The organism is Streptomyces sp. NPDC052036 (assembly GCF_040680495.1).
In the GTDB taxonomy this organism is placed as follows: domain Bacteria; phylum Actinomycetota; class Actinomycetes; order Streptomycetales; family Streptomycetaceae; genus Streptomyces.
Window position 1 is genome coordinate 1 of record NZ_JBFAWW010000028.1, and the last position, 23,153, is coordinate 23,153.

Sequence of the window (23,153 nt, forward strand, 5' to 3'; positions counted from 1 at the left end):
TGCGGATCGTCACGATCCGCACCGCGCCGCTCGGCGTAGGTGGCCAAAGACCCACGGTCCTGAACCGGTGTCACGTCCGGCCGGGCCCGGCGACCGGGCTTGAACGCTCCTCATGGACCGTCACCGGCCGACAGCCCGTCAGTCCTCCGTGGAGTCCTCGTCCTCGCCGCCCGTCCGCGGTGGCTTCGGCGGTCGCGGACGGCCGCCGGGGCCCTCCCGCCGGTACGGGCCGCCCTCGCCGCCGTCCGCCGTGGCGTGCCCGCCGGGCGGGTTGACGTCCCGTCGGCGCAGATACCGCTCGAACTCCCGGGCGATCGCCTCGCCCGACGCCTCCGGCAGCTCCGCGGTGTCCCGGGCCTCCTCCAGCGTCTGGACGTACTCGGCGACCTCGCTGTCCTCCGCCGCCAGCTGGTCCACGCCGAGCTGCCAGGCACGCGCGTCCTCCGGCAGCTCGCCCAGCGGGATGCGCAGGTCGAGCAGGTCCTCCAGACGGTTGATCAGGGCCAGCGTGGCCTTCGGGTTCGGCGGTTGCGAGACGTAGTGCGGGACCGCCGCCCACAGGGAGACGGCCGGGACGCCCGCGTGCGTGCAGGCCTCCTGCAGAACGCCCACGATGCCCGTGGGGCCCTCGTACTTGGTCTCCTCCAGGTCCATCCGGCGGGCCAGGTCCGCGTCGGACGTGGTCCCGCTGATGGGCACCGGACGGGTGTGCGGGGTGTCCCCGAGCAGGGCGCCCAGGATGACGACCAGCTCCACGCCCAGCTCATGGGCGAAGCCCAGCAGCTCGTTGCAGAACGAGCGCCAGCGCATCGACGGTTCGATGCCGCGGACCAGTACCAGGTCGCGCGGTTTCTCGCCGCCGACGCGGACCACCGAGAGACGGGTCGTGGGCCAAGTGATCTTGCGGACCCCGGCCTCCATGAACACGGTGGGGCGGTTCACCTGGAAGTCGTAGTAGTCCTCGGCGTCCAGCGCCGCGAAGACCTCGCCTTTCCACTCCCTGTCCAGATGCGCGACCGCGGTGGAAGCGGCGTCGCCGGCATCGTTCCAGCCCTCGAACGCGGCCACCATGACCGGGTCGATCAGCTCGGGAACCCCCTCGAGCTCGATCACCCAGCGCCTCCTTCCGACGTGCCCTCGCGTACGTCCCAACCTTACGGCGTGCGGCGGGGACGCCCGCAGCCCCCTTGCACGGGGGAGTGAACGGATGACTGCCCCGTACGGGGCCCTCGAACACCCATGATCGTCACCCTGGGCCCACCCCACCAGGTGATCCGCTCCTCCGAGCGGTCAGAGCGTCGAGCGCAGCCACTGCTCCACGGACGCGATGTGCACGGTCGCCCAGGAGCGGGCCGCCTCCGCGTCCCGGTCGCGCAGGGCACCGAGAATCGCCCGGTGCTCGTGCAGGGTCCGGCTGACCGCGTCCTCCTGGGTGAGGCCCCGCCAGATCCGGGCCCGGGTGGTGGGCCCGGACAGGCCGTCGAGCAGTGAGCACAGCACCGAGTTGCCGGAACTCTGCACGATGCCCCGGTGGAACTCCAGGTCGCTGGCGACCAGTTCCTCCACCGAAGGATCGGCACCCAGCTTGTCCAACTGGGCCGTGAGCGAGTCCAGTTGCTGTTCGCTGATCCGGGAGGCCGCCATGGCCGTCGCGGCCGGCTCCAGGATGCGGCGCACCGCGAGGAACTCCAGCACGGTGTCGTCGCGGTGGAAGTCCACGACGAAGCTCAGCGCCTCCAGCAGCAGCTGGGGGTCGAGACTCGTCACATACGTGCCGTCGCCCTGCCGTACGTCCAGGATGCGGATCAGCGACAGGGCCCGTACGGCCTCGCGCAGGGAGTTGCGGGAGAGCCCGAGTTCGGCGGCCAGCTCGCTCTCCTTGGGCAGGCGGTCGCCGGGACGCAGCGCGCCGGAGACGATCATTCCCTTGATCTTCTCGATCGCCTCATCGGTGACCGCCATGACGCGCCTCCCTGTCGCCGAGACATCCGATGTATCAGCTCATTATGCGGCGCCAGTGGGCTGAACGGGGGAGGGAATCCCGACGGCAGAAGGGGAAACCGCCCTCCGGCCCGCTCAGGCCGACGCCCCGGGCTCCGCCGGATCCGCCGACGCCGCCTCCGCACGCGCCAGCAGCCGCAGCGCCTCCAGGGCGACGACCGCGCCGCGTTCCACGCCCCGGGCCACCACCTCGCGGTGCGGGTCGTAGCCGCCCGTGGAGAAGGACGCCTCCTCGTCGAGCAGTTCGTCGGCGTTGACCCCGTCCACCACCAGCACACCACCGGCGACCAGCCCGCGCAGCGAGGCGGTCACCAGCAGCGCCGACAGCTCCATCTCGATCGCCGCGAGCCGCGCCCCGTCGTACGCGTTCAGCGGGATCAGCCCGGGCTGGAAGGCCGCCCGGGTCCACACGATCCCCCGATGGTGCGGCACACCCGCTTCCCGGGCCGCGCGTACCAGGGCGAGAACCGCCTCCGGCGCGGACACCGCCGGGTACTCGGGCGGCAGCAACTGCTGGGTGACGCCGTCGTCGCGGACCGCCGCCTCCGCGACGACCAGGTCCCCGTCGCCGATCCCCGGCCTCATCGCGCCCGCCGTGCCCAGCCGCAGCACCGCCCGGACGCCCGCGTCGGCCAGCTCCTGGAAGAGCAGGATGGCGCCCGGCGCGCCCACCCCGTGCGAGGCGACCGTCACCGGCAGGCCCTGCCAGCTCCCCCGGAACACCCGGTACTCGCGGTGGTACGACACCTCCTCGGCCCCGTCGAGGAGTGCGGCGACGGTGGCCGTGCGCGCCGGGTCGCCCACGACGACGGCGTACGGGGGCAGCCCGGTGCGCGGGATGCGGGTGACGGGCGACAGGTCCTGCGTCATCGGGCGGCTCCGGTGGGTCGGCGAGACCGAGCAGCGGCACGCGCGGCGAACGCACGGCGCACACCGCCCACCGTACGCAGCGCGGCCCAGCCCGTGATCACCGGCCGGGGGTCGGCGGCGCCGCCTCCACGCACGCGAAAGGGGCGGCTCCGTGCGGGGAGCCGCCCCTTGTCGTGGGGGACCTACTTCTTGTCGAGCAGGTCCTGCACCTTGCCGCGCACCTCGTCCGTGGCCAGGCCACGGATCGTCAGGGTGGTGCGGCGGCGCAGCACGTCGTCCGCCGTCTCGGCCCACTCGTGGTCGCGGGCGTAGACGACCTGCGCCCAGATCTCCGGCGCGTCCGGGTGGACGCGCTCGCCCAGCTCGGGGTTGTCGTTGGCGAGCCGCGCGATGTCGAAGGCCAGCGAGCCGTAGTGGGTGGCCAGGTGCTTGGCGGTGTCGGGCGCCATGCGCGGGCCGGGCGCCGGACCGTCGACGACCAGCCGGTGGGCGATCGCGCGCGGGTTGGCGATGCCCGGCAGCGGCAGCTTCCTCGGCAGCGTGGAGATCGGCTCGAAGTCGTCGCCGAGCGGACGGCCCGGGAGGGCCTCCAGCTTCTTCATGACCGTACGGCCGATGTGGCGGAACGTGGTCCACTTGCCGCCCGCGACGGACAGCATGCCGCCCCGGCCCTCGGTGACGACGGTCTCGCGCTTGGCCTTGGCGGTGCTGCCGGGGCCGCCCGGCAGCACCCGCAGACCGGCGAAGGAGTACGTGATCAGGTCACGCCGCAGCTGCTGGTCGCGGACGGAGAAGGCCGCCTCGTCGAGGATCTGGTCGATGTCCTTCTCGTTCACCGAGACCTCGGCCGGGTCGCCCTCGAACTCCTCGTCCGTGGTGCCGAGCAGCAGCATGTCCTCCCAGGGGAGGGCGAAGGTGATGCGGTACTTGTCGATCGGGGTCGCGAGCGCCGCCTTCCAGGGGGAGGTGCGCTTGAGGACCAGGTGCGCCCCCTTGGACAGACGTATGGAGGGGGCCGCGTTCGGGTCCTCCATACGACGCAGGTGGTCCACCCACGGGCCGGTCGCGTTCAGCACCAGCCGCGCGTCGACACCGAACTCGTCCCCGGAGACCCGGTCCCTCAGCTCGGCGCCGGTGACCCGGCCCCTGGTGAAGCGCAGTCCGGTGACCTCCGCGTGGTTCAGCACGACGGCGCCCGCCTCGACGGCCGCACGGACCGTCATCAGCGCCATGCGCGCGTCGTTCATCTGGTCGTCGCCGTACACGGCCACGGCCTTGAGGTCCTCGGTGCGCAGCTCCGGCACGTCCTGCTGCGCCTTGGCCGGCGACAGCAGGTGCCCCACGCCGTCACCGAACGCCGAGAGTGCGGAGTAGGCGAAGACGCCCGCTCCGAGCTTCGCCGCGCCGTGCGGCCCGCCCTTGTACACGGGGAGGTAGAACGTGAGCGGGTTCGCCAGGTGAGGGGCCACCTGACGGGACACCGCACGGCGCTCGAAGTGGTTCTCCGCCACCAGCTTCACCGCACCGGTCTGCAGATAGCGCAGGCCGCCGTGGAGCAGCTTGGAGGAGGCGGAGGAGGTGGCGCCGGCGAAGTCGCCGGCGTCCACCAGCGCCACCCGCAGGCCCGACTGTGCGGCATGCCAGGCCGTGGAGATGCCCAGGATTCCGCCGCCGATCACCAGGAGGTCGTAGGTCGCCTTGGACAACTGCTCCCGGGTCTCGGCGCGGCTCGGGGTGGAGCCGTATGCCGGGTGGGTCCCCAGAGCCGGGACACTCTGCAGGGTGGTCATCGCGAATTACTCCTCGTCTTCGATCCAGCCCATGGTCCGCTCGACGGCCTTGAGCCAGTTCTTGTACTCACGGTCGCGGGTCTCCGCGTCCATGTGGGGCGTCCACTCGGCGGCCCGGCGCCAGTTGGCGCGCAGGTCGTCGGTGCTGGTCCAGAAGCCGACGGCGAGGCCGGCGGCGTAGGCGGCGCCGAGGCAGGTGGTCTCGGCGACCATCGGGCGCACCACCGGTGCGTCCAGGACGTCCGAGAGCGTCTGCATCAGCAGGTTGTTGGAGGTCATGCCGCCGTCGACCTTGAGGGCCGCGAGCTCGACGCCGGAGTCCTTGGTCATGGCGTCGGTGATCTCGCGGGTCTGCCAGGCGGTGGCCTCCAGGACGGCGCGCGCGAGGTGTGCCTTGGTGACGTACCGGGTCAGGCCGGCGATCACACCGCGGGCGTCGGAGCGCCAGTACGGGGCGAACAGACCGGAGAAGGCCGGCACGAAGTAGGCACCGCCGTTGTCCTCGACCGAGAGCGCCAGCGTCTCGATCTCGGCGGCGGTCTTGACCAGGCCCATCTGGTCGCGCATCCACTGCACCAGGGAGCCGGTGACGGCGATCGAGCCCTCCAGGGCGTAGACCGGCTTCTCGTCGCCGATCCGGTAGCCGACCGTGGTCAGCAGGCCCGAGTAGGAGTTGATGATCTTCTCGCCGGTGTTCATCAGCATGAAGGTGCCGGTGCCGTAGGTGGACTTGGCCTCGCCCTCGGAGAAACAGGTCTGGCCGAACAGGGCCGCCTGCTGGTCGCCGAGCGCGGAGGCGACCGGGATGCCGCCGAGCAGCTCGCCCAGCTTGCCGCCCTTGACCTCGCCGTAGACCTCCGCGGACGAGCGGATCTCGGGCAGGATCTGCTGCGGGACACCGATCGACTCGCAGATCTTGTCGTCCCACTGCAGGGTGTGCAGGTTCATCAGCAGGGTGCGGGAGGCGTTGGTCACGTCGGTGACGTGGTGGCCGCCCTCGACACCACCAGTCAGGTTCCAGATGACCCAGGTGTCCATGGTGCCGAAGAGGATGTCGCCCGCCTCGGCGCGCTCCTTGAGCCCATCGACGTTGTCGAGCAGCCAACGGGCCTTGGGGCCGGCGAAGTAGGAGGCCAGCGGCAGGCCGGTCTCGCGGCGGAAGCGGTCCTGGCCGACGTTGCGGCCCAGCTCCTTGCAGAGCGCGTCGGTGCGGGTGTCCTGCCAGACGATGGCGTTGTGAACGGGCTCGCCGGTGTTCTTGTCCCACAGCACGGTGGTCTCGCGCTGGTTGGTGATACCGATGGCCTTGATGTCGTCACGGGTGATGCCGGCCTTCTCGATGGCTCCGGCGACGACTTCCTGGACGTTGGTCCAGATCTCGGTGGCGTTGTGCTCGACCCAGCCCGGCTTCGGGAAGATCTGCTCGTGCTCCTTCTGGTCGACGGAGACGATGCGGCCGTCCCGGTCGAAGACGATGCAGCGCGAAGAGGTGGTGCCCTGGTCGATGGCGGCGATGAAGGGGCCGGCGGTGTGTGCGTCGGTCACGGTGTGCTCCTGGGATTCCATAGCTGGTGGGGCGGTCTGTACGGCGCGGTACTGAGAGCGAGGCGTCCGGAGAGGCTCAGTTTTCTCAGGCGAAGGCGACGTTGTATATGCCTGCGGCGATCGCGCCGCCGATCAGCGGACCGACGACCGGGATCCAGGCGTAGCCCCAGTCGGAGCCGCCCTTGTTGGGCAGGGGAAGGAGTGCGTGCACGATGCGCGGACCGAGGTCACGGGCGGGGTTGATCGCGTAGCCGGTGGGGCCACCCAGGGAGAGGCCGATCGCGACCACGACGAGCGCGGTGATCAGGGCGCCCAGGGTGCCGAGGCCGTTGCCCTTGTCGTTCAGGCCCTGGGTGAGGACCGCGAGTACCAGCACGATCGTGCCGATGATCTCGGTGGCGAGGTTCATCACCGCGTTCCGGATCTCGGGACCGGTGGAGAAGATGCCGAGCACGGGGCCGGCCTGGGCCTCCGCGGCCTCAACGGCCTTGGTGTCCTGTGCCCCCGGGCCGCCGACGATCTCTTTGTCGGTGAGGTGGGCCTGGAACTGGCCGTAGTAGACGACCCAGACCAGAGTGGCACCGATCATGGCGCCGAGCAGCTGACCGGCCCAGTAGATCGGGACGTTGTTCCAGCCGCCGTCCTTGATGGCGAGCGCGAGCGTCACGGCCGGGTTCAGGTGGGCACCGGACAGCGGCGCCGAGGTGTAGACCGCCGTCAGAACGGCGAAGCCCCACCCGAAGGTGATGGCGAGCCAGCCGGCGTTGCGCGCCTTGGAGGCCTTCAGCGTGACGGCGGCGCAGACGCCGCCACCGAGCAGGATGAGTATGGCGGTACCGATGGTCTCGCCGATGAAGATGTCGGAGCTGGACACCCGCGACTCCTTTGTCCTTCGTCCAGGGGAAGGCGAACCCCGGGTCCCTCCGGTGGTCCGCGCCCTCGGGGGTGAGAGCGATGTCGGCCCTTGGCGCTGTCACACTCTAACGCGTATTGCCGGTAGGTGTTCGACAATGCCGACCGATGGACGGGAGTCTCGCTTCCGGTTCGCCGAGACGTCAAGAGTTCGGTAATCGAATGCGGGATCGTTATTGATCGTCGCGAGTTATCGATCTTGGAACGGGTGCGCACCGCGCGCGAGCAGGCACGTTTCGTGTCCGCCGGGGGCGGTCAGGGGCGGGGCGCCCGATGGCGACCTTGTGCCGGTGGTCGGCGGCCCGGTGAACGGGGTGCGAACGCGCGCGAGGGTCGTGTGGGTGTACGGAAGGGTCCGCGCACGCCTGTGAGAACCCCTCGACGTGCGAAAGGCGTCGGGCGTGCGAAAAGGTCGCGGGTGCGCCGAAGGCCGCAGGCGCGCCAAAGGGGGCCGCTACGTCGTACGCGTACCGGCCTGGTGCTCCTGGTGTTCCTGGGCTCCTACGGGAGTCCGGGGACGCGCGAGGCTCAGAACCGCCCGGCGCCCAGGTCCCGGGACACCGCGCGGGCGCAGTCGCGGACCGCCGCGACCAGCTCGGGGCGCAGCTCACCGTCCCGGCACACCCGTTCCACCGCGCCGGCGATGCCCACCGCACCCACCGGCATCCGCCGCCGGTCGTGGATGGGCGCCGCCACCGAGGCCACCCCGGTCCAGGTCTCCTCGACATCGGCCGCATACCCGCGGGCCCGGGTCAGGTCGAGGAGCTGCTCGAAGTCGTCCAGCTCGCACACCGTGCGGTCGGTGAACGCCTTCCGGTCGTTCTCCAGCGCCTCGCTGTGCGCCACCGGGTCGTACGCCGACAGCACCTTGCCGAGGGCCGTGGAGTGCAGCGGCTGCATGGCCCCGATCTCCAGGACCTGCCGGCTGTCGTCGGGCCGGAAGACGTGGTGCACGATCAGTACGCCCTGCTGGTGCAGCACCCCGAGATAGACGCTCTCGCCGCTCGCGCGGGCCAGGTCGTCCGTCCACACCAGGGCGCGCGCCCGCAGCTCGTGCACATCGAGATAGGTGGTCCCGAGGCGCAGCAGTTCGGCCCCCAGCTGATAGCGGCCCGAGGCGGTGTCCTGCTCGACGAACCCCTCTTGCTGGAGCGTACGGAGTATGCCGTGGGCCGTGCCCTTGGCGAGGCCCAGCGACGAGGCGATGTCCGACAGGCCGAGCCGTCGCTCGCCGCCCGCGAGCAGCCGCAGCATCGCGGCCGCCCGTTCGAGCGACTGGATGTTCCGTGCCATCGCCGTCCTGCCTCCGTCCTTCGACCGATCGCCGACCGTCGTAGACCGTCGTTCGGCAATGCCGAACACTACCGGTCGTTGCCGACCTCTCGCTAATGGGTGGTCGCCATTCGTTCCGCGAGAATCTCCGTGCGAGCCACCTGAGGCACGCCCGTCCGCCCCGTGGACGCCTCTGACCGTAGGGCCTACCGCGGGCTACCCTGGCCGCGTGCGCCTTCCGCGGGAAGCGCAAAGCCGACAGCCGTCGCACTCCAGGGAGCATCTTCCATGGCCTCGTTGCCGAATCCGTCCCCTTCGTTCTCCTCCACCGACAGCCGGACCCGAATCGACGCCCTCCGGGAAGCCCTCGCCGCCCGTGTCGTGGTGGCCGACGGCGCGATGGGCACGATGCTCCAGGCGCAGGATCCGACCCTGGAGGACTTCCAGGGCCTCGAAGGCTGCAACGAGATCCTCAACCTCACCCGCCCCGACATCGTCCGCTCCGTCCACGAGGCGTACTTCGCCGTGGGCGTCGACTGCGTGGAGACCAACACCTTCGGGGCCAACCACGCGGCCATGGCCGAGTACGAGATCGCCGACCGGGTGTACGAGCTGTCCGAGGCGGGCGCCCGGATCGCCCGCGAGGTCGCCGACACGTTCGCCGCGGACGACGGCCGCAGCCGATGGGTACTGGGCTCCATCGGCCCCGGCACCAAGCTGCCCACCCTCGGCCATGTCGCCTACACCACGATCCGTGACGGCTTCCAGGCCAACGCCGAGGGCCTGCTCGCCGGAGGCGCCGACGCCCTCATCGTCGAGACCACGCAGGACCTGCTGCAGACCAAGGCCTCGGTCCTGGGCGCCCGTCGCGCCATGGAGGCCACCGGCATCGAGGTGCCCCTGCTGTGCTCGATGGCCTTCGAGACCACCGGCACCATGCTGCTCGGTTCCGAGATCGGCGCGGCGCTGACCGCGCTGGAACCCCTCGGCATCGACATGATCGGCCTGAACTGCTCGACCGGCCCCGCCGAGATGAGCGAGCACCTGCGCTACCTCACCCGCCACTCCCGCATTCCGCTGCTGTGCATGCCGAACGCCGGACTGCCGGTGCTCACCAAGGACGGCGCGCACTTCCCGCTCGGCCCGGAGGGCCTCGCCGACGCCCAGGAGAACTTCGTCCGCGACTACGGACTCTCCCTGATCGGCGGCTGCTGCGGCACCACCCCCGAGCATCTGCGCCAGGTCGTCGAGCGGGTCCGCGACCTCGCCCCGGTCGAGCGCAATCCGCGGCCCGAGCCGGGCGCCGCCTCCCTCTACCAGAGCGTGCCCTTCCGCCAGGACACCTCCTACCTGGCGATCGGCGAGCGCACCAACGCCAACGGCTCGAAGAAGTTCCGTGAGGCCATGCTGGAGGGCCGCTGGGACGACTGTGTGGAGATGGCCCGGGAGCAGATCCGCGAGGGCGCCCACCTTCTCGACCTGTGCGTCGACTACGTGGGCCGCGACGGCGTCGCCGACATGGAGGAGCTGGCCGGCCGTTTCGCCACCGCCTCCACCCTGCCGATCGTCCTCGACTCCACCGAGGTCGAGGTCATCCGGGCGGGCCTGGAGAAGCTCGGCGGCCGGGCCGTCATCAACTCGGTCAACTACGAGGACGGAGACGGGCCGGAGTCGCGGTTCGTGAAGGTGACCCGGCTCGCGCGCGAGCACGGCGCCGCGCTCATCGCGCTGACCATCGACGAGGAGGGCCAGGCCCGCACCCCCGAGAAGAAGGTCGAGATCGCCGAACGGCTCATCGCCGACCTGACCGGGAACTGGGGCATCCACGAGGAGGACATCCTCATCGACACCCTGACCTTCACCATCTGCACCGGCCAGGAGGAGTCCCGCAAGGACGGCATCGCCACCATCGAGGCGATCCGCGAGCTGAAGAGGCGCCACCCCGACGTGCAGACCACCCTGGGTCTGTCGAACATCTCCTTCGGGCTCAACCCGGCCGCCCGCATCCTGCTCAACTCCGTCTTCCTCGACGAGTGCGTCAAGGCCGGGCTCGACTCCGCGATCGTGCACGCCTCGAAGATCCTGCCGATCGCGCGGTTCGACGAGGAACAGGTCACGACGGCCCTCGACCTGATCTACGACCGCCGCACCGAGGGCTACGACCCGCTGCAGAAGCTGATGGCGCTGTTCGAGGGCGCCACCGCCAAGTCGCTGAAGGCGGGCAAGGCCGAGGAACTGGCCGCGCTGCCGCTGGAGGAACGCCTCAAGCGGCGCATCATCGACGGCGAGAAGAACGGCCTGGAGGCCGACCTCGACGAGGCCCTTCAGACCCGCCCGGCGCTCGACATCGTGAACGAGACGCTCCTGGACGGCATGAAGGTCGTCGGTGAGCTGTTCGGCTCCGGCCAGATGCAGCTGCCGTTCGTGCTCCAGTCCGCGGAGGTCATGAAGACCGCCGTCGCCCATCTCGAACCGCACATGGAGAAGACCGACGAGGCCGGCAAGGGCACCATCGTGCTCGCGACCGTGCGCGGCGACGTCCACGACATCGGCAAGAACCTCGTCGACATCATCCTGTCCAACAACGGCTACAACGTCGTCAACCTCGGCATCAAGCAGCCGGTCTCCGCGATCCTGGAGGCGGCCGAGGAACACCGGGCCGATGTCATCGGCATGTCCGGGCTCCTGGTCAAGTCCACGGTGATCATGAAGGAGAACCTGGAGGAGCTGAACCAGCGGGGCCTCGCCGCCACCTACCCGGTCATCCTCGGCGGCGCGGCGCTCACCCGCGCGTATGTCGAACAGGACCTGTACGAGCTGTACGAGGGCGAGGTCCGCTACGCCCGCGACGCCTTTGAGGGTCTGCGTCTGATGGACGCGCTCATCGGGGTCAAGCGGGGCGTGCCCGGGGTCAAGCTGCCCGAACTGCGGCAGCGCCGGGTGCGGGCCGCCGGCGTCGAGATCGAGGAGCGGCCCGAGGAGGGCCATGTCCGCTCCGACGTCGCCACCGACAACCCCGTGCCCACCCCGCCCTTCTGGGGCACCCGCGTCATCAAGGGCATCCCGCTCAAGGAGTACGCCTCCTGGCTGGACGAGGGCGCGTTGTTCAAGGGCCAGTGGGGTCTGAAGCAGGCCCGCACGGGCGAGGGGCCGACGTACGAGGAACTCGTCGAGACCGAGGGCCGGCCCCGGCTGCGTGGCCTGCTCGACCGGCTCCAGACGGACAACCTCCTCGAAGCGGCCGTCGTCCACGGCTACTTCCCGTGCGTGTCCAAGGACGACGACCTGATCGTCCTCGACGAGGCGGGCAACGAGCGCACCCGGTTCACCTTCCCGCGCCAGCGCCGGGGCCGGCGGCTGTGCCTGGCCGACTTCTTCCGCCCCGAGGAGTCCGGCGAACAGGACGTCGTCGGCTTCCAGGTCGTCACCGTCGGGTCCCGGATCGGCGAGGAGACCGCCCGCCTCTTCGAGTCCAACTCCTACCGGGACTACCTCGAACTGCACGGGCTGTCCGTGCAGTTGGCGGAGGCGCTCGCGGAGTACTGGCACGCGCGGGTGCGCGCCGAACTCGGCTTCGCCGGCGAGGACCCGGCCGACATCGAGGACATGTTCGCCCTCAGGTACCGCGGTGCCCGCTTCTCGCTCGGCTACGGCGCCTGCCCCGATCTGGAGGACCGCGCCAAGATCGCCCAGCTCCTGGAGCCGGAGCGGATCGGTGTCCATCTCTCCGAGGAGTTCCAGCTCCACCCGGAGCAGTCCACGGACGCGATCGTGATCCACCACCCGGAGGCCAAGTACTTCAACGCCCGATAGCGCTCTCGTACGCAGCGCGCTCTCGTACGCAGCGCGCTCTCGTACGCAGCGCGCTCTCGTACGCGTCGGGCGCGCCCGCCCGGGCGTCACCACGCACTTTCCCCGCGACCGTCGTACACTGGTCGGTCCACCGCAGGCCGGTTCCCCCTCCGGGAACCGGCCTGGTCGTCCCTTGAAGGAGGTACGCCGCATGACCACTACGGTCCCCGCGCTCCGAACCCGTACGGCCGAAGGCTCCGCCCTGCAGGCTGTGCTCCTCGACATGGACGGCACACTGGTGGACACCGAGGGATTCTGGTGGGACGTCGAGGTCGAGGTCTTCGCCTCGCTCGGCCACACCCTCGACGAGTCCTGGCGCCATGTCGTCGTGGGCGGTCCCATGGCGCGCAGCGCGGGTTTCCTGATCGAGGCCACCGGCGCCGACATCTCCCTCGACGAACTCAGCGTGCTGCTCAACGACGGGTTCGAGGACCGCATCGACCGAAGACTGCCCCTGATGCCCGGCGCGGCCCGGCTGCTGGCCGAACTGGCGGCGCACGAGATCCCCACCGCCCTGGTCTCCGCCTCGCACCGGCGCATCATCGACCGGGTGCTGGCCTCGATCGGCCCCCAGTACTTCAAGCTCACCGTGGCCGGGGACGAGGTGGAGCGCACGAAGCCGTTCCCGGACCCCTATCTGCTGGCGGCGTCGGGCCTCGGCGCGGACCCCGCCCGGTGCGCGGTCGTCGAGGACACCGCCACCGGCGTCGCGGCCGCCGAGGCGGCGGGCTGCCTGGTGGTCGCCGTGCCGTCGGTCGCTCCCATCGCCCCCGCCCCCCGTCGCACCGTGGTGGCCTCTCTCGAAGAGGTCGACCTGCCATTTCTCCGTGGTTTGATGACGGAAATGCGCTGATCGTTCACCCAGCGTGCATCCCGAATGGACGTAATACCGCCGGGTGTCCAACGGAATGAATTAATACCCGGCCGCGCACCCGAATTCGGGTGCGGTCCGGCGGACTTTGCGGCGTGACGTTCATCACATGCAGGGGGGTCGACAGTGGGGGCGAAGTGTGCAGATCCCCCCTGTTCGGGTGCCCCCGGCGGGCCCTTGTGTCCCGATTGGTGGAACGCTGCACGAATCCTTCCCCGAGCGGTCTTTCGGTGCGTCCGCAACCGGTTTCACTGCGTGATGGGAACTCAACTCCGGTGGCGGTGAACCCTCGTGCAGGCGCGGACTAATGTCATCGCGAGAACATCGCCACAACCCCGTGATCCCTCGCACCTCCATGCTTGACGGGTACACGGATCCAACAGCCCTGGAGAAACTCGAGCATGAACCGCAAGACTTTGGTGCTGCCGGCCGTCGTCGGTCTGCTCGCCCCCGTCCTCGCTGCCTGTGGCGGGTCCGACAGTGGGGGCAAGAGCGGTGACGCCATCGTCGTCGGCACCACCGACCGGTTCACCGCCTCCGGCGACACGCCCGCTCCCATCGACCCGGCGTACGCGTACGACGTCGGCACCTGGAACATCCTGCGGCAGACCGTGCAGACGCTGATGGTCCAGCCCCGCGGCGACGGTGAGCCCGAGCCCGAGGCCGCCGAGAGCTGCGGCTTCACCGACACCGGCAACGAGCGCTACGCCTGCAAGCTGCGCAGCGGCCTGAAGTTCGCCAACGGCGACCCGGTGACCGCGGCCGACGTGAAGTTCTCGATCGAGCGTGCCCTCTCGCTGAAGGCCGACAGCGGTGTCTTCGCGCTGCTGTCCACCATCGACACCATCGAGACGCAGGGCGACGACCAGGTCATCTTCCATCTGAAGACCGCGGACGCCACCTTCCCGTTCAAGCTGTCGACACCGGTCGCGGGGATCGTCAACCCCAAGGACTACCAGAAGAACAAGCTGCGCGACGGCTTCCAGGTCGACGGCTCCGGCCCGTACACCATGCAGGCCGAGGTGTCGAACAACGAGCTGGTCAAGGCGACCTTCACCAAGAACCCCAACTACAAGGGCCTGCTGAAGCCCAAGAACGACAAGGCGGTTCTGGAGTCCTTCAAGGACGCCGACGCCATGGGCGCCGCCCTCGAAAGGGGCGACATCGACGTCATGACGCGCCAGATGTCCCCGGAGCAGATCCGCAAGCTCCAGAACGACACGTCCGGCGCCATCAACCTCGTGGAGATGCCGGGCCTCGAAATCCGTTACCTGGGCTTCAACACCGACGCCCCGACGGTGAAGAGCAAGGCCGTCCGCGAGGCCATGGCCCAGGTCATCGACCGCAGCGCCCTGGTGTCCAAGGTGTACGGCTCCCAGGCCGAGGCGCTGTACTCGCTGGTCCCGGCCACCATCACCGGCCACTCCAACGCCTTCTTCAACAAGTACAGCGACCCGAGCGTGGCCAAGGCCCGCACGCTGCTGAACAAGGCGAACATCACCACGCCGGTGAAGCTGACCCTGCACTACACGACCGACCACTACGGCCCGGCCACCGCCAAGGAGTTCGAGGTGCTCAAGGAGCAGCTCAACGGCAGCGGGCTGTTCAACGTCGACATCCAGGGCACGCCCTGGGACAAGTTCCGCCCGGCCGAGAAGAAGGGCGCGTACGACGTCTACGGCATGGGTTGGTTCCCCGACTTCCCGGACGCGGACAACTACCTGGCGCCGTTCCTGGACAAGGACAACACCCTCGGTTCGCCGTACGACAACACGGAGATCCGCAACACGCTGATCCCGCAGTCGCGGCGCGAGGCCGACCGTCTCAACGCGTCGAAGAGCCTCACCACCATCCAGGACATCGTCGCCGACGAGGTGCCGATCCTCCCGCTGTGGCAGGGCAAGCAGTACGTCGCCACCCGTGACGACATCACGGGCAGCGAGTACGCGATGAACTCCTCCTCCACGCTGCAGCTGTGGGAGCTCGGCCGCGGTGTGAGCGGCTGACCCGATCCGAACAGCAAGCCCCCCGGGCCGTTCGGCCCGGGGGGCTTGGCATATCTGTGCGGAACACCGCCCAACAGCCCATCGCCGACGGGTCGTTCGAGGCGACCGTGAGGACGCCGTGCCGCCCGCGGGGCGCGTGACTACTGGGCGCCGGGGCGCACCAGCCCGCTCTCGTACGCGTACACCGCGGCCTGCACCCGGTCCCGCAGCCCCAGCTTCGTCAGCACATGACCCACATGCGTCTTGACCGTGGTCTCGCTGACGAACAGGTCGGCGGCGATCTCGGCGTTGGACAGTCCGCGCGCCACCAGCTTCAGCACCTCCACCTCGCGCTCGGTGAGGGTGTGCAGGGTGTCCGGAACCGGCTCGTCCCCGGACGGCAGATGGCCCGCGTACTTGTCGAGCAGACGGCGCGTGATGCTCGGCGCGAGCATCGCCTCGCCCGCCGCGACCACACGGATCGCCTGCACCAGTTCGTTGGCCGGCGCGTCCTTGAGGAGGAAGCCGCTGGCACCGGCGCGCAGCGCCTCCACCACGTACTCGTCGAGATCGAAGGTGGTCAGCACCAGCACCTTGGCCGGGCCGTCCCGCCCGGGCCCGGTGATCTGCCGGGTCGCCTCCACCCCGTCCATCCGCGGCATACGGATGTCCATCAGCACCACATCGGGCTGGAGGGCACGCACCTGGTCGAGCGCCTGGAGGCCGTCTCCGGCCTCACCGACGACCGCGAGATCCTGCTCGGCCTCCAGGATCATCCGGAAGCCTGTGCGCAGCAGCGGCTGGTCGTCGACCAGTAGGACGCGGATGGCCACGTAAGTCTCCTTCGCTAGTCCGGCCCCATTCTGCCCTGCTCGGCGCTCTCCGGTCCGGGCACCCTGACCTCCGCCGACTACACCTCCCCAGGTCCGCCTGTCGGGCCCGCAGCGTTGTCCGTGCCGGTGGCTTGCACCGGGAGCGGCAGTGTCTGCCGGGGGACGCCCCCCGGACCCGACGCCATGACCCCGTCAGGGCCTCGTACCGGCAGCGGATACGGCGGGGGAGTGCCGCCGAACTCCGGGCAGACGGCCTGGTGATCGCACCAGCCGCACAGCTTGGTGGGGCGCGGCCGCCAGTCGCCCGTCTCCGTCGCCAGCCGGATCGCCTCCCACAGCGCGAGCAGCTTGCGCTCGACGCGCTCCAGATCCGCCGGCACCGGGTCGTACGTCAGCACATCGCCACTGCCGAGATAGACGAGCTGCAGCCGCCGCGGCACGACCCCCTTCAGCCGCCACACCACCAGGGCGTAGAACTTCATCTGGAACAGCGCGCTCTCCGCGTACTCGGGGCGGGGCGCCTTGCCCGTCTTGTAGTCGACGATCCGCACCTCGCCCGTGGGCGCGACGTCGACACGGTCGATGATCCCGCGCAGCTTCAGCCCGGAATCCAGTACCGCCTCCACGAACAGCTCGCGCTCCGCCGGCTCCAGACGGGTCGGGTCCTCCAGCGTGAACCAGCGCTCCACGAGCTGCTCCGCCTCGCCCAGCCAGCGCGCCAGCCGCTCACCCTCCGGATCGTCCGCGAACAGCTCCGCGACCTCCGGTCTCGTCTCCCGCAACCGGTCCCACTGGCCCGGGACGAGCGACTTGGCCCGGGGCGCGGTCCGCTCGACGGCGGGAGCGTCGAACAGCCGCTCCAGCACCGCATGGACCAGCGTGCCCCGGGTCGCCGCCTCGCTCGGCTTCTCGGGCAGTTTGTCGATCACCCGGAAGCGGTAGAGAAGCGGACACTGCATGAAGTCGCCGGCGCGCGAGGGCGACAGCGACCCCGGAGGCGCGGCCGCCACGGCGGGCTGCTCGGCGGAGCCGTCGGTGCTGGTATCCATGCCCACAGACCATACGGCTCGCCACTGACAGTGACACAGTCGCGCCCGTCCCGGCCCGACGGGATCCGGGCACCGGTACGGCCGGACGGTCCGCGCGACGGCGGGACGAACGGCCCGCGCGACAGTGGAGAGAACAGAGGGGGTGCCGGGGCGGAACACGACGCGACGGCCGCATACCATCGACCCAGACCCTCCCACCCGGGCCGGGGAGACGCTTCGATCGAGGGGACATCGTGGACGAGAGCGGCGGGAGCGGACAGCCGCGCCCCGGCAACGGCGGGACGACCGACCCCGAGGCGGCCCCCACGGCACGGCCCGCCGACGACGCCGCGCGCCCCGAGCAGCAGGCGCATCCCGCCGACGGCGAACCGGCCGCGGCCACGGACGACGAGGGCACCCGGCCGGACCGGGAGGACGAGCCCGCCGCCGAGCCGGATTCCCCGGGACCGCGCGCACCGCAGCCGGGCCCGGCTGACTCCGGCAGCGCAGCGGCCCCCGAGCCGCACGACGCCGCCACCCCGTCGCCCGCCCCCGAGTCCGACCCCGCACGCCCCGGCGACCCCGCGGCCACACCCCCCGGCGACGACCCGCACGCCCCCTCGTTCCGCAGCCACGCCCACTCCGGAGCCGACGGCCAGGGACGTCCCCCGCAGCGCCCCAAGGAACCCGGCGGCGGCATCCTCATGGGCCGGCCCTTCGGTGTCCCCGTCTACGTCGCCCCCAGCTGGTTCCTCGTCGCCGCCCTGATCACCTGGGTGTTCGGCGGCCAGCTCGACCGCGTGCTGCCCCAGCTCGGCGCCGCCCGCTACCTGGTCTCCCTCTTCTTCGCGGTCGCCTTCTACGCCTCCGTCCTCGTCCACGAGCTGGCCCACACCGTCGCCGCCCTCCGCTTCAAGCTCCCGGTGCGCCGTATCCAGCTCCAGTTCTTCGGCGGTGTCTCCGAGATCCAGAAGGAGGCCGAGACCCCGGGCAGGGAGTTCGTCCTCGCGTTCGTGGGCCCCCTGCTCTCCCTGGTCCTTGCCGGGATCTTCTACCTCGCCATGCAGCCCGTCCGGCCCGGCACCGTCCCTGGCGTCCTGTTGGCCGGCCTCATGATCTCCAACCTCATCGTGGCCGCCTTCAACCTGCTCCCCGGCCTCCCCCTCGACGGCGGCCGTATGCTGCGCGCCGTCGTCTGGAAGATCACCGGGCGGCCGATGACCGGCACCGTCGCCGCCGCCTGGGTCGGCCGCGCCCTCGCCATCGCGGTCCTGATCGGCCTGCCGCTGCTCACCCAGTCCGGCGCCCTCGGCACCACCGCCGAGGACAACGTGGGCATGGACACCGTCACCGACGCCCTGCTCGCCGCCATCCTCGCCGCCATCATCTGGACCGGCGCCGGCAACAGCCTCCGCATGGCCCGGCTGCGCGAACACCTGCCTGAGCTGCGCGCCCGCACCCTCACCCGCCGCGCGGTGCCCGTCGAGGCCGCCACCTCCCTGTCCGAGGCCCTGCGCCGCGCCAACGCCGCCGGCGCCCGAGCCCTCGTCGTCGTCGACGGCCACGGCCAGCCCATCTCGCTCGTCCGCGAGTCCGCGATCGTCGGCGTCCCCGAGCACCGCCGGCCCTGGGTGAACGCCAGCGAACTCGCCCAGGACCTCACCGACGGCATGCGCGTCTCCGCGGAGCTCGCCGGCGAGGAGCTCCTCGACGTCCTGCGTGCCGCCCCCGCGACCGAGTACCTCGTCGTCGAGGAGAACGGCGACATCTACGGCGTCCTGTCCGCCGCGGACGTCGAGCGCGCCTTCGTGAAGGCCATGGCCCGTCCCAGCTGAGGCCCCGGCCCCGCGCGTGGTCGGCGGCCCCTCCGGCGACCGGTAGGCTGGTCACATGTCCGAACCGACCGGTGCCGCCCGCCGTCGCGGGCCCTTCAAGGTCGGGGACCAGGTACAGCTGACCGACCCCAAGGGCCGCCACTACACGTTCACGCTCGAAGCCGGGAAGAACTTTCACACCCACAAGGGTTCCTTCCCGCACGACGAACTGATCGGCGCACCCGAGGGCAGCGTTGTCCGCACCACGGGGAACGTCGCCTACCTCGCGCTGCGCCCCCTGCTCCCCGACTACGTCCTGTCCATGCCCCGTGGGGCAGCCGTCGTCTATCCCAAGGACGCGGGGCAGATCCTCGCCTTCGCCGACATCTTCCCCGGCGCCCGCGTCGTGGAGGCCGGCGTCGGCTCCGGCTCGCTCAGCAGCTTCCTGCTGCGCGCCATCGGCGACCAGGGCATGCTGCACAGCTACGAGCGCCGCGCCGACTTCGCCGAGATCGCCCAGCAGAACGTGGAACGCTACTTCGGCGGCCCGCACCCCGCCTGGCAGCTGACCGTCGGCGACCTCCAGGACAACCTGAGCGACACCGACGTCGACCGTGTCATCCTCGACATGCTCGCCCCCTGGGAGTGCCTGGAGGCCGTCTCCAAGGCGCTCGTCCCCGGCGGCATCCTGTGCTGTTACGTGGCCACCACCACCCAGCTCGCCCGGACCGTCGAGTCCATCCGCGAGATCGGCTGTTTCAACGAGCCGACCGCCTGGGAGACGATGATCCGTAACTGGCACATCGAAGGCCTGGCCGTCCGCCCGGACCACCGGATGATCGGCCACACCGGCTTCCTCCTCACCGCCCGCCGCCTCGCGGACGGCGTCGAGCCGCCGATGCGTCGCCGCCGCCCCGCCAAGGGCGCCTACGGCGAGGACTACGCCGGCCCCAACGCGGACGGAGGCTCCGGCCGCTGAGCCGAGCCCCGCACCCGACCCAACGCACGAGCGCCGTGGCCGAGTTCCCGTACCCCTTGCGGAACTCCACCACGGCGCTCGCGCGTTGAGACTCCGACGCGTCCCGGAACCCGAAGTGCCTGAGGAAGCAGGCACCCGCCGTTCCCCCACACTGTGACGTGTGGCACGATGCGGGGCACCCCACCGGCACAGCCCTCACAGGAGACACTTCTCTCGTGCAGCACCCCGCCGTTCCGGAACTCGCGCACACCACCACCCGACCCATTCACTGGGTCGCCACAGCCACCGCGATCTCCGGCGTGATCGCTCTGACATCCCTGCTGCAACCCGGCGCCGCGACCGCGGCCCAGCCCCAGGCCCGGACCAAGGCGGACCCGGTCGCGGCCTTGCCGCCCGACCCCGCCAAGGTCCGCTTCCCCCTCGACTGCGGCCCCACCAAGATCCTCGTCGCCAAGAGAGCCATCGGCGACCTCGACGGCGACGGCCGCCCCGAGACCGTGGCCGTCGTCCACTGCGACGCGAGCATGGGCACCCCGCCCGACGGCGCCTACGTCCTCACCCAGGCCGCCGACGCCACCGAACCCCGCGTGGTCGCCACCCTCGTCGATCCCAAGGACCGCCTCACGGTCACGCGTCTCGCCGTCCACGACGGCGCCGTCACCGCGAGCACGCTCGGCTACTCCTCGCCCGAGGTACCGAGTTGCTGCCCCGACGTGAAGAGCTCCGCCGAATGGCAGTGGAAGGGCGGCGCGTTCATCCGCTCCACCCCCTCCGGAGCCCGGACCGTGTGACACGGCTCACCGCCCCCGGGACCCACGGCCCATGGCCGCCCGGGGGCGTTCAGACGTCGGCCGGGCGAACCCGGTGTGAGAAAACAGACATGAATGACAGTCTGTGGTCGTACGATCACTCGGCGTCGGGGCCGTGGATCTCCACCTTGTCCGAAACTCGACGTACATGGATGCACTCACCGGGACACTCCCGCGCCGAGTCGACCACATCCGTGAGAAGCGGCAGCGGCACGGGCGTTGTGGCGCCCGTGGCCTGCAGAAGCTCGTCGTCCGGGCCCTTCACGTAAGCCAGACCGTCGATATCCAGCTCGAACACCTCGGGCGCGTACTGGGCGCAGATGCCGTCACCGGTACACAGATCCTGGTCGATCCAGACCTCCAGCGCCTCGCTGTCGACTCCGGCCTGCTGCACGGTCATCTCTCCTGCCGTTTTTCTGCGCAGAGCCGCCGGGAATCCGGCCAGCCCTGACGGGTGTTGAACACCCTGACCTTACCTTCGGCCGCTTTCCAATCATGTTCGGTGGGTATTCCCCTGGCGTGAGGGAGAGCGCAAGGGTGAAGATCGGACACACCTCGACCGTCTTTGTGATCTAGGGGTTTCAATCGACACCCACCCAGGTAGGGTCTGGAAGCGTCCAGCTCCCCTTGGAGGAGGTGAGGACCGTGGCAGCCCACGACGACGACATTAACCGCGGCATCCGCCCGGGACGCGGGTCCGAAGACCCGGCCGGGCAGATCGCCTACCTTGAGCAGGAGATCGCCGTCCTGCGCCGCAAGCTCGCCGACTCTCCGCGACACACGAGGATTCTCGAAGAGCGGATCGTCGAGCTGCAGACCAACCTGGCCGGCGTGTCCGCACAGAACGAGCGGCTCGCCAACACGCTCCGTGAGGCCCGCGACCAGATCGTGGCCCTCAAGGAGGAGGTCGACCGGCTCGCCCAGCCGCCGGCCGGCTTCGGTGTCTTCCTGCAGGCTAACGAGGACGGCACGGCCGACATCTTCACCGGGGGTCGCAAGCTCCGGGTGAACGTCAGCCCCAGCGTGGAGCTCGAGGAACTCCGCCGCGGCCAGGAACTGATGCTCAACGAAGCGCTCAACGTGGTCGAGGCCATGGAGTACGAGCGTGTCGGGGACATCGTCACCCTCAAGGAAGTCCTTGAGGACGGCGAGCGCGCCCTGGTGCTCGGGCACACCGACGAGGAACGGGTGGTACGGCTCGCCGAGCCGCTGCTGGACGTCACCATCCGCCCCGGCGACGCCCTGCTGCTCGAACCCCGCTCGGGCTATGTCTACGAGGTCGTACCGAAGAGCGAGGTCGAGGAGCTCGTCCTCGAAGAGGTCCCCGACATCGGCTACGAGCAGATCGGCGGCCTCGCGGGCCAGATCGAGGCCATCCGCGACGCGGTCGAGCTGCCGTACCTCTACCCCGACCTCTTCAAGGAGCACGAACTGCGCCCGCCCAAGGGCGTCCTGCTCTACGGCCCTCCCGGATGCGGCAAGACCCTCATCGCCAAGGCCGTGGCCAACTCCCTGGCCAAGAAGGTCGCCGAGGTGACCGGCCAGGCCTCCGGGAAGAGCTTCTTCCTGAACATCAAGGGCCCCGAGCTGCTGAACAAGTACGTCGGCGAGACCGAGCGGCAGATCCGCCTCGTCTTCCAGCGCGCTCGGGAGAAGGCCAGCGAGGGCACCCCCGTCATCGTCTTCTTCGACGAGATGGAGTCCCTCTTCCGCACCCGCGGCTCCGGTGTCAGCTCGGACGTGGAGAACACCATCGTCCCCCAGCTGCTCGCCGAGATCGACGGTGTGGAGGGCCTGCAGAACGTGGTCGTCATCGGCGCCTCCAACCGCGAGGACATGATCGACCCCGCGATCCTGCGACCCGGCCGCCTCGACGTCAAGATCAAGATCGAGCGTCCCGACGCCGAAGCGGCCCGGGACATCTTCGGCAAGTACCTCACCGAGAACCTCCCCCTGCACGCCGACGACGTCAGCGAGCACCGGGGCGACAAGGCGGCCACCGTCCAGGGCATGATCCAGACCGCCGTGGAACAGATGTACGCCGAGTCCGACGAGAACCGTTTCCTGGAGGTCACCTACGCCAACGGTGACAAGGAAGTCCTCTACTTCAAGGACTTCAATTCCGGCGCCATGATCGAAAACATTGTCGGGCGCGCCAAGAAAATGGCGATCAAGGACTTCCTCGAACACAACCAGAAGGGCCTCAGGGTCTCCCACCTCCTCCAGGCGTGTGTGGACGAGTTCAAGGAGAACGAGGACCTGCCCAACACCACCAACCCGGACGACTGGGCCCGGATCTCCGGAAAGAAGGGCGAGCGGATCGTCTACATCCGTACGCTGATCACCGGAAAGCAGGGCGCGGACACCGGACGCTCCATCGACACGGTGGCGAACACCGGTCAGTACCTGTAAAAGGCAGGCGGCTGCGGGTCCCGTCACCGGGCACCCGCAGCCGACGCTTTTCCGGACACGTCCGGAGCAAGGCAATGACGCAAATGATCTCCCCACCAGCGCAAAGGCGTTCTAGGCTCTTTCGTACCGCCGCGTCGCGCCGTGCGGGGACGGGCACCGCACGCGCACCGGAGCACCAGC

The 23,153-nt window shown here is 70.1% G+C and carries 17 protein-coding genes; 7 read left to right on the forward strand and 10 right to left on the reverse strand.

Going from position 1 to position 23,153, the window contains the following annotated elements:
• Positions 1 to 138 precede the first annotated feature (138 nt).
• From AB0L95_RS29890 to AB0L95_RS29920, 7 genes are all read right to left on the reverse strand, one after another.
• Entirely contained in the window at positions 139 to 1,113 is a 975-nt protein-coding gene (locus AB0L95_RS29890; protein ID WP_365166745.1) for a PAC2 family protein, read from the reverse strand.
• Between the two features lie 177 nt (positions 1,114 to 1,290).
• Positions 1,291 to 1,962: a FadR/GntR family transcriptional regulator gene (locus tag AB0L95_RS29895; protein WP_365166748.1), complete on the reverse strand. Its 672-nt coding sequence runs from the start codon at positions 1,960 to 1,962 to the stop codon at positions 1,291 to 1,293.
• A gap of 114 nt (positions 1,963 to 2,076) precedes the next feature.
• A complete protein-coding gene (locus AB0L95_RS29900) occupies positions 2,077 to 2,871 on the reverse strand; it encodes a nucleoside phosphorylase (protein ID WP_365166750.1) in 795 nt (264 codons plus the stop codon).
• 182 nt (positions 2,872 to 3,053) lie between these two features.
• The gene (locus tag AB0L95_RS29905; RefSeq protein ID WP_365166752.1) at positions 3,054 to 4,661 is read right to left on the reverse strand and encodes a glycerol-3-phosphate dehydrogenase/oxidase; all 1,608 of its coding nucleotides are present in this window, start codon (positions 4,659 to 4,661) and stop codon (positions 3,054 to 3,056) included.
• Between the two features lie 6 nt (positions 4,662 to 4,667).
• Positions 4,668 to 6,206, reverse strand: coding sequence for a glycerol kinase GlpK (gene glpK, locus AB0L95_RS29910; protein ID WP_365166754.1), 1,539 nt, complete (start codon positions 6,204 to 6,206; stop codon positions 4,668 to 4,670).
• An 85-nt stretch (positions 6,207 to 6,291) separates the two neighbouring features.
• Positions 6,292 to 7,080, reverse strand: a complete 789-nt coding sequence (locus tag AB0L95_RS29915) for an MIP/aquaporin family protein (protein WP_365166756.1) — start codon at positions 7,078 to 7,080, stop codon at positions 6,292 to 6,294.
• 566 nt (positions 7,081 to 7,646) lie between these two features.
• Positions 7,647 to 8,411, reverse strand: coding sequence for an IclR family transcriptional regulator (locus AB0L95_RS29920; protein WP_365166758.1), 765 nt, complete (start codon positions 8,409 to 8,411; stop codon positions 7,647 to 7,649).
• A gap of 267 nt (positions 8,412 to 8,678) precedes the next feature.
• On the opposite strand from AB0L95_RS29920, the gene metH reads away from it, so the two are divergent.
• From metH to AB0L95_RS29935, 3 genes are all read left to right on the forward strand, one after another.
• On the forward strand, positions 8,679 to 12,203 hold the full coding sequence (metH, locus tag AB0L95_RS29925) for a methionine synthase (protein ID WP_365166760.1): 3,525 nt from the start codon (positions 8,679 to 8,681) through the stop codon (positions 12,201 to 12,203).
• 190 nt (positions 12,204 to 12,393) lie between these two features.
• Positions 12,394 to 13,095 (forward strand): HAD family phosphatase, encoded by a 702-nt coding sequence (locus tag AB0L95_RS29930; protein WP_365166762.1) that lies wholly within the window; start codon positions 12,394 to 12,396, stop codon positions 13,093 to 13,095.
• Between the two features lie 419 nt (positions 13,096 to 13,514).
• The gene (locus tag AB0L95_RS29935; RefSeq protein WP_365166764.1) at positions 13,515 to 15,119 is read left to right on the forward strand and encodes an ABC transporter substrate-binding protein; all 1,605 of its coding nucleotides are present in this window, start codon (positions 13,515 to 13,517) and stop codon (positions 15,117 to 15,119) included.
• A gap of 140 nt (positions 15,120 to 15,259) precedes the next feature.
• Here AB0L95_RS29935 and AB0L95_RS29940 read toward each other — a convergent pair whose 3' ends face one another.
• The gene (locus tag AB0L95_RS29940) at positions 15,260 to 15,931 is read right to left on the reverse strand and encodes a response regulator transcription factor (protein ID WP_010988071.1); all 672 of its coding nucleotides are present in this window, start codon (positions 15,929 to 15,931) and stop codon (positions 15,260 to 15,262) included.
• Positions 15,932 to 16,008: 77 nt separating this feature from the next.
• On the reverse strand, positions 16,009 to 16,980 hold the full coding sequence (locus tag AB0L95_RS29945) for a RecB family exonuclease (protein ID WP_365166767.1): 972 nt from the start codon (positions 16,978 to 16,980) through the stop codon (positions 16,009 to 16,011).
• A 233-nt stretch (positions 16,981 to 17,213) separates the two neighbouring features.
• Here AB0L95_RS29945 and AB0L95_RS29950 point away from each other — a divergent pair, with 233 nt between their 5' ends.
• The 3 genes from AB0L95_RS29950 to AB0L95_RS29960 all read left to right on the forward strand — a co-directional run bounded on the left by AB0L95_RS29950 (position 17,214) and on the right by AB0L95_RS29960 (position 20,543).
• Positions 17,214 to 18,794 carry a site-2 protease family protein gene (locus AB0L95_RS29950; protein WP_365166769.1) on the forward strand — a complete coding sequence of 527 codons (1,581 nt, stop codon included), beginning with the start codon at positions 17,214 to 17,216 and terminating at the stop codon, positions 18,792 to 18,794.
• A gap of 55 nt (positions 18,795 to 18,849) precedes the next feature.
• Positions 18,850 to 19,752, forward strand: coding sequence for a tRNA (adenine-N1)-methyltransferase (locus AB0L95_RS29955; protein ID WP_365166771.1), 903 nt, complete (start codon positions 18,850 to 18,852; stop codon positions 19,750 to 19,752).
• 215 nt (positions 19,753 to 19,967) lie between these two features.
• Positions 19,968 to 20,543, forward strand: a complete 576-nt coding sequence (locus tag AB0L95_RS29960) for a hypothetical protein (RefSeq protein WP_365166773.1) — start codon at positions 19,968 to 19,970, stop codon at positions 20,541 to 20,543.
• A gap of 115 nt (positions 20,544 to 20,658) precedes the next feature.
• On the opposite strand, the gene AB0L95_RS29965 is transcribed toward AB0L95_RS29960, so the two are convergent.
• On the reverse strand, positions 20,659 to 20,961 hold the full coding sequence (locus AB0L95_RS29965; protein WP_365166775.1) for a ferredoxin: 303 nt from the start codon (positions 20,959 to 20,961) through the stop codon (positions 20,659 to 20,661).
• A gap of 245 nt (positions 20,962 to 21,206) precedes the next feature.
• Between AB0L95_RS29965 and arc the strand changes: the two genes are divergently transcribed.
• Complete coding sequence (gene arc / locus AB0L95_RS29970) at positions 21,207 to 22,973, forward strand: proteasome ATPase (RefSeq protein WP_365166778.1); 1,767 nt, start codon at positions 21,207 to 21,209, stop codon at positions 22,971 to 22,973.
• The last annotated feature ends 180 nt before the right edge of the window (positions 22,974 to 23,153 follow it).